The organism is Pseudomonas tehranensis (assembly GCF_014268615.1).
Classification (GTDB): domain Bacteria; phylum Pseudomonadota; class Gammaproteobacteria; order Pseudomonadales; family Pseudomonadaceae; genus Aquipseudomonas; species Aquipseudomonas tehranensis.
Genome location: NZ_JABWQV010000366.1, coordinates 1 through 3,738 on the forward strand (window position 1 = coordinate 1; position 3,738 = coordinate 3,738).

Annotated in this window: 3 protein-coding genes; 1 reads left to right on the forward strand and 2 read right to left on the reverse strand. The window is 58.4% G+C overall.

Features of this window, described 5'->3' with window-relative positions:
- Nucleotides 1-116 precede the first annotated feature (116 nt).
- Nucleotides 117-782 (reverse strand): fumarylacetoacetate hydrolase family protein, encoded by a 666-nt coding sequence (locus HU811_RS25855; RefSeq protein WP_092402018.1) that lies wholly within the window; start codon nucleotides 780-782, stop codon nucleotides 117-119.
- A gap of 42 nt (nucleotides 783-824) precedes the next feature.
- Nucleotides 825-2,219 (reverse strand): D-2-hydroxyglutarate dehydrogenase, encoded by a 1,395-nt coding sequence (locus tag HU811_RS25860; protein WP_092402021.1) that lies wholly within the window; start codon nucleotides 2,217-2,219, stop codon nucleotides 825-827.
- A gap of 205 nt (nucleotides 2,220-2,424) precedes the next feature.
- On the opposite strand from HU811_RS25860, the gene serA reads away from it, so the two are divergent.
- Nucleotides 2,425-3,654, forward strand: coding sequence for a phosphoglycerate dehydrogenase (gene serA / locus HU811_RS25865; protein WP_047226823.1), 1,230 nt, complete (start codon nucleotides 2,425-2,427; stop codon nucleotides 3,652-3,654).
- The last annotated feature ends 84 nt before the right edge of the window (nucleotides 3,655-3,738 follow it).

The following is a 3,738-nucleotide window of genomic DNA, read 5'->3' on the forward strand; positions in this document are numbered from 1 at the left end:
GTGGGAGCGGGCTTGCTCGCGAAGGGGGCGTCAGATTCAACATCTATGCTGACTGTTGTATCGCCTTCGCGAGCAAGCCTGCTCCCACATGATTTCTAGCGGATCACAAAACCGAGTTAGCGAACGCTGCTTTCGAAACGGCTCGCGCCTGGCAATTCCAGTACCAGTTCATCCCCGACGTTCAACGGTCCCACGCCCGCCGGAGTGCCAGTGAGGATCACGTCGCCGGCCTGCAATGAGAAGCAGCCAGCCATGTACTGGATCATCGGCACGATGGGGTTGAGCATCAGGCTGCTGTTGCCGTCCTGGCGCACTTCACCGTTGATGGTCAGGCGAACCGGGATGTCGGTCAGATCGGCAAAGGTACCATTGGATACGAAAGGTGCGAGCACCGCCGCACCGTCGAAGGATTTGGCGACTTCCCAAGGCAAGCCCTTGGCCTTGAGCTCGGCTTGCTTGTCCCGCAGGGTGAGATCCAGGGCCGGGGCGAAGCCGGAGATGGCATCCAGCACTTCCTCGGCACTGGGCCGGGTCGACAGTGGCTTGCCGATCAGCACGGCAATTTCAGCTTCGTAGTGCACTGCACCACGGTCGGCGGGGATGCTGAAACCGCCTTCCAGCGGCACCGCGCAGCTGCCAGGCTTGATGAACAGCAGGGGTTCGGTGGGTACAGGGTTATCCAGTTCCTTGGCGTGTTCGGCGTAGTTGCGGCCAATGCACACGATTTTTCCCACCGGGAAATGAATACGGGTACCGTCGACATACTGGTGCTGATAGCTCATTACCGACTCCTGCTTCTGGGATTCATCAGGTATTTTTTTGCGTTAAACCGCGAAAATCTTGCCCGGATTCATGATGCCGTTCGGGTCGAATACGGCTTTGACGGCCTTCATGTATTCGATTTCTACCGGCGAGCGACTGTAGGTCAGGTAATCGCGTTTGGTCATGCCTACGCCGTGTTCCGCGGAGATCGAGCCGTTGTATTTCTCGACGGTTTCAAAGACCCATTTGTTCACGGTCGCGCACTTGGCGAAGAAATCGTCCTTGCTCAGGTTCTCTGGCTTGAGGATGTTCAAGTGCAAGTTGCCGTCGCCGATGTGGCCAAACCAGACGATTTCGAAGTCCGGGTAATGTTGGCCGACGATAGTGTCGATGTCGCGCAAGAACCCCGGGACTTTCGAGACGGTGACCGAGATGTCGTTCTTGTACGGCGTCCAGTGGGAGATGGTTTCCGAGATGTACTCGCGCAACTTCCACAGGTTTTGCAGTTGGGTTTCGCTTTGGCTCATCACCCCATCGAGTACCCAGCCCTGTTCTACACAGTGTTCGAACGTTTCCAGGGCGTGGTTGGCGACTTCTTCGGTGGTGGCTTCGAACTCCAGCAGGGCGTAGAACGGGCACTCGGTTTCGAATGGCGCCGGTACGTCGCCCCGATCCAGGACCTTGGCCAGGGCCTTGTCGGAGAAGAATTCGAACGCCGTCAGATCCAGCTTGCCCTGGAAGGCATGCAGTACGGGCATGATCGAATCAAAATCGGCGGTGCCCAGGACCATGGCGGTGAGGTTCTTCGGAGCCCGGTCCAGGCGCATGGTGGCTTCGACCACGAACCCGAGGGTGCCTTCGGCGCCGATGAACAACTGCCGCAGATCGTAGCCAGTGGCGTTCTTGATCAGGTCCTTGTTCAGTTCCAGCAGGTCACCTTTACCGGTGACGACTTTCATGCCGGCTACCCAGTTGCGGGTCATGCCGTAACGAATGACCTTGATTCCGCCGGCATTGGTGCCGATGTTGCCGCCAATCTGGCTGGAACCGGCCGAGGCGAAGTCCACCGGGTAGTACAGACCGTGCTCTTCAGCCTTGTTCTGCAGTTGTTCAGTGACCACACCTGGCTGGCAGACGGCTGTGCGATCGGTGAGGTTCACGTCGAGAATCTGGTTCATGTAGTCGAATGACACGACCACTTCGCCGTTGGCCGCCACGGCTGCGGCGGAAAGCCCGGTACGCCCGCCCGATGGCACCAGCGCGACCTTATGCTCATTGGCCCAGCGCACAATGGCCTGAACCTGTTCGATGGTCTTGGGGAAGACGATGGCGCTCGGCGCCGGGGCGAAGTGCTTGGTCCAATCCTTGCCATAAGCGTTCAGGGAGTCGGCATCGGTCAAGACTTTGCCAGGCTCAACCAGGGTCTTCAGCTCATCTATCACGGCAGGATTGGTCATCGACAGAACTCTCGAACAATTCATGGTCATCCTGAGAACGCTTCACGTCGCAGGAATGAGTGTTTAGCGGGGTGCGTATGCTAGCATACCGACCCCGCAGCGTAGTGCCCATTGGCTGTTCTGCGGCGACGGCTGTCATGCCGGTCGGACCAGCATGCGCTGTCCGATTCCCTGCCATTTTTCTCCGGGACACAGGTTTACGCAGATGAGCAAGACTTCTCTCGATAAGAGCAAGATCAAGTTCCTTCTTCTCGAAGGCGTCCACCAATCGGCTGTCGACGTCCTCAAGTCGGCGGGCTACACCAGCATCGAGTACATCACCAGTTCTCTGCCGGAAGCCCAGCTCAAGGAAAAGATCGCCGATGCTCACTTCATCGGTATTCGCTCCCGTACCCAATTGACCGAAGAGATCTTCGACCACGCCAAGAAACTGGTGGCGGTCGGCTGCTTCTGCATCGGCACCAATCAGGTGGACCTCAATGCGGCGCGCGAGCGCGGTATCGCGGTGTTCAACGCGCCATACTCCAACACCCGTTCCGTGGCTGAACTGGTACTGGCCGAAGCGATCCTGCTGCTGCGCGGCATTCCCGAGAAGAACGCTTCCTGCCACCGTGGCGGCTGGATCAAGAGCGCGGCCAACTCCTTCGAAATCCGTGGCAAGAAGCTGGGTATCGTCGGTTACGGCTCGATCGGCACGCAGTTGTCGGTGTTGGCTGAAGGCCTTGGCATGCAGGTGTTTTTCTACGACACCGTGACCAAGCTGCCGCTGGGCAATGCCACCCAGGTCAACGACCTGCACGAGCTGTTGGGCATGTCCGACATCGTGACGCTGCACGTTCCGGAAACCGCCGCCACCCAGTGGATGATCGGCGAGAAGGAAATCCGTGCCATCAAGAAAGGCGGGATCCTGATCAACGCCGCTCGGGGCACCGTGGTCAAGCTCGACGCCCTGGCCGAAGCGATCAAGGACAAACACCTGATCGGCGCCGCCATCGACGTGTTCCCGGTGGAGCCGCGCTCCAACGACGATATCTTCGAAAGCCCGCTGCGCGGCCTGGACAACGTGATCCTGACCCCGCACATCGGCGGTTCTACTGCCGAAGCCCAGGCCAACATTGGCCTGGAAGTGGCGGAAAAGCTGGTCAAGTACAGCGACAACGGTACTTCGGTATCGTCCGTGAACTTCCCGGAAGTGGCCCTGCCGGCTCACCCTGGCAAGCATCGCCTGCTGCACATCCACGAAAACATCCCGGGTGTGATGAGCGAGATCAACAAGGTCTTCGCGGAAAACGGTATCAACATTTCCGGTCAGTTCCTGCAGACCAACGAGAAAGTCGGTTACGTCGTGATCGACGTCGATGCCGAATACTCCGATCTGGCACAAGAGAAACTGCAGCACATCAACGGCACTATTCGTAGCCGGGTGTTGTTCTAAGAGCAGGGGTGAGTTGTTAGCTTCAAGCGGCAGGCTGATGTATGGCTTGCAATAAAAAACGGGAGCCCGGTCAGGGCTCCCGTT